The sequence below is a fragment of the Streptomyces sp. PU-14G genome (genome assembly GCF_041028275.1).
Classification (GTDB): domain Bacteria; phylum Actinomycetota; class Actinomycetes; order Streptomycetales; family Streptomycetaceae; genus Streptomyces.
Genome location: NZ_JASKYT010000601.1, coordinates 1 through 2,966, shown reverse-complemented (window position 1 = coordinate 2,966; position 2,966 = coordinate 1). Strand labels below are relative to the sequence as shown.

3 protein-coding genes and 1 tRNA gene are annotated in these 2,966 nt (G+C 70.1%); 2 read left to right on the top strand and 2 right to left on the bottom strand.

Annotated features, from left to right (window positions below):
- Window positions 1–857: hypothetical protein (locus AB8Z75_RS33870; RefSeq protein ID WP_369208810.1), on the bottom strand; the 857-nt coding region annotated here is incomplete at its 3' end.
- 176 nt (window positions 858–1,033) lie between these two features.
- On the opposite strand from AB8Z75_RS33870, the gene AB8Z75_RS33865 reads away from it, so the two are divergent.
- Window positions 1,034–1,105, top strand: a tRNA-Val gene (locus AB8Z75_RS33865).
- Window positions 1,106–1,481: 376 nt separating this feature from the next.
- On the opposite strand, the gene AB8Z75_RS33860 is transcribed toward AB8Z75_RS33865, so the two are convergent.
- Complete coding sequence (locus AB8Z75_RS33860) at window positions 1,482–1,877, bottom strand: peptidase inhibitor family I36 protein (RefSeq protein WP_369208806.1); 396 nt, start codon at window positions 1,875–1,877, stop codon at window positions 1,482–1,484.
- Between the two features lie 490 nt (window positions 1,878–2,367).
- Between AB8Z75_RS33860 and AB8Z75_RS33855 the strand changes: the two genes are divergently transcribed.
- Complete coding sequence (locus AB8Z75_RS33855) at window positions 2,368–2,916, top strand: DinB family protein (RefSeq protein WP_369208808.1); 549 nt, start codon at window positions 2,368–2,370, stop codon at window positions 2,914–2,916.
- Window positions 2,917–2,966 lie beyond the last annotated feature (50 nt).

Genomic DNA, 2,966 nt, shown 5'->3' with positions numbered 1-2,966 from the left:
GGCAGGACCTGCAGAACGTGCCGCGCCGAGTGCTCGGCCTGCCGCGGCACGTTCTGCAGGTCCTGCCAGCAGGCGACGCTGAAGCGGCGCCGCAGCTCGCTGAGGACCGGTTCCACCTGGCCCGCGCGGGTCTGGAGCGCCTCCGTGCGGGTGCGCAGCGAGGCCAGCCGCTTGTCGATGTCCGCGGCCTTCTGCGGCAGCCCCTCGGCCTCGGCGCGGATCGCCTCCGCTTCCCGTACGACCCGGTCGGCGCGCTGCAGGGTCTCCTGCACCCCGTGGGTTCCGGCGCCCTCGTTGAGCTTGGTCAGCTCGGGCGAGAGCGCCGCCAGCCGGGCCGCCAGAGCGTCCGCCTTCAGGCCCTGCGCCCGTACCGCGTCCAGCGCGTTGCTCGCGGCGAGCAGACCCTGGCGGGCCCGCTCCACGGCGGGGGCCAGGCGGGCGAGCTGGTTCTCGGCCCGCGTCAGCAGGGAGCCGAGGCCCTGTGCGAACCGGTCGAGCTCCCCCTTGACCCGCTCCAGCTCCTGCCGCGCCCCGTCCAGCTCGGCGCGGGCCCGGGAGGCCGCGGAGGCGTCGAGGTCGTCACGGTCCAGGTCGTGCGCGTCGACGGCGGTGATGTACTTGTGGCTGACGCTGTCGATACGCCTGCCGAAGTCGGCGAAGTCCGCCGCGGCCTTGCGTCCTGCGGGGGAGGCGTCGACGGCGGTGATCGTCTCGATGGAGATGCGGAGGTCGCGCTGGGCGGTGTCCAGCTCGTAGAAAGCGGCGGCTGCGGCGTCCTTCGCCGCCTGCGCTTCGGTCCGCGACTGCTCGGCACGGCCACTGCCCCAGCCCCAGCGACGGGTACCGCCGCCGTTCATCGCCGCCACGCAACCTCTCCCCGTGTGTGCCGCTCGCTCATCGACCGATTGTCATTCTCCCACCCGAGGTCAACGAACACACGAGTCGATTCGTTCACGGCCCCGTCCTCCCCGCCCCACCCCGTGTTTGCGCTGCCCACCGCCCGGCAGGGTACGCTGTCGTCCCATCACTTCCGGGGCGCATAGCTCAGCGGTAGAGCGCCTGCCTTACAAGCAGGATGTCACTGGTTCGATCCCAGTTGTGCCCACTGATCTGTGTCGCAGGTCATAGCAGGAAAACGGCCCCCGCCGGCAATCCGGCGGGGGCCGTTGTTGATCGTTTAGGCGATATCCAGGGGCCGGCTATCCCCGAACCGCCCTGGCACCTTGGCGGCCGGGGCACCACGGGCGTCCTGTGCCGTCGCCTCGTGCCGGCTCGTCCCATGCGGCTACCCCCCCCGGTGTGGAACGACGAAACCCCCGGCGAGTAGGCCGGGGGGAACTGGGTGGGGAGTGGAGCGGTGGGCGGTAGTGCTGTGTACGGGGCCCGTTCGGTCTGGTCAGGGTGCGGCTGACAGCAGGGTGCGAGCTGCACAGATGCCTGGGCAGCTCGCACGCGTATTGCGGAGGAACTCGGGGTCTTCGTCAGTAGAGCTTGACGGAGGACGCCGAGTCGTTGAACCACGCCGGGACGTCCTTGCACTGCCCGGACGCTACGGGGACGCTCGGGCCTTCGTAGTTGCTGTCCCTGAAGACGGCCGCGAACCGTCCGGAGAAGTTGCAGACGGAGCTGGCCGTGTCGTTGAAGTTGTAGTCGCCGAACCAGGGGACGTCTTCGTTTGCCTTGAGGATCGGTGCGGGGCCGCTGCGGTTGAGGCCGTAGTCGCGGTACAGGCAGATCTGCCCCCAGTCGCAGGCGCCGGGCCCTTGACCGGTCGTCACGTTCACCGACCGTGGTGCCGCATCGGCCGCATAAGCGGGCGCGGCGGCGGCACCGGCGAGCATGACCGTGACGGCCAGAAGGGCGAGACGAGCTTTCATGCGATCTCCCATGGTCGTACATCTGCTGGCGATACGCATGGTGGGCTCGCGACGTACCGAATTCCAGGGAAAGTCGGGCAAACCACCCGTGAGTGCGGCGATATGATCGATATGTTGAACTAAAGGCCGTCTGTGGATTGCAATCTGACAGCACAAGGCCGATCGTCAACGCTGAAAAAGCCAAGGCCAGGGCTTCGCCCGCCCCAGCGCGACGCCCCTCCTCCGCCTCCTGTCGCCCCCCGGAACGCGAAGTAGGTGGCGCACGGGGCGAGGCTGACGCGCACCTCGATCGGCGCGGCCCGCGGCGGCAGGTGGTGCCAGTCCTCCGGCGGCGGGACGGGCGGGCTCGCGGGCGGTTCCGGCTCACGGGCGGTCACGGGCGGTTCCGGCTCACGGGCCCGGGGCAGCCGGTCTGCGAGGCCGTTCTTCTCCCGGCCCAGTGTCAGTGGGGCCTGCCAGACTCGGCCGTTCGCGACCAGGAAGGCAGATGATGACCGGAATCCCAGCCCCCGTACACCGTTCGCCCCGGTGGGCCGACGACACACGGCCGACCCCGCCCGCGGTCGGTGGCGAAGCCGAGACCTTGAGCGCCGTCCTGGACTGGCACCGGGCGACCTTCGAGCTCAAGTGCGCCGGTCTGCCCGCGCAGCGGTTGTCCGAACGGGCGGTGCCTCCGTCCGCTCTGTCCCTGCACGGCATCGTGCGGCACCTGGCCGGTGTCGAGCGGTGGTGGTTCCGCATCCAGTTCGCCGGCGAGGACGTTCCGCTGCTCCACTACTCCGACGACGACCCCGACCAGGACTTCGATGACCTGGGCGGTGACGTCGACGAGGCCTTCGCCGTCTGGCGGACGGAGTGCGAGCACTCCAGGCAGATCACTGCCGCTGCCGCGTCGTTGGACGAAACGGGGATCCGTAAGTGGACCGGCGAGCCGATCTCGCTGCGGAGGATCCTGGTGGACATGATCGCTGAGTATGCGCGGCACATCGGCCATGCCGATCTGCTCCGCGAGCGCATCGACGGCACTACCGGAATGTGACCAGGCGGCGCGGTTCCCTGCCTTCCCGGACGCGGGAGGGGGCGGCGGGG

Excerpts from the sequence above, each read along its gene's own strand:
- AB8Z75_RS33860 (WP_369208806.1), bottom strand. The coding sequence starts at position 1,877 with ATGAAAGCTCGTCTCGCCCTTCTGGCCGTCACGGTCATGCTCGCCGGT.
- AB8Z75_RS33855 (WP_369208808.1), top strand. The coding sequence starts at position 2,368 with ATGACCGGAATCCCAGCCCCCGTACACCGTTCGCCCCGGTGGGCCGAC.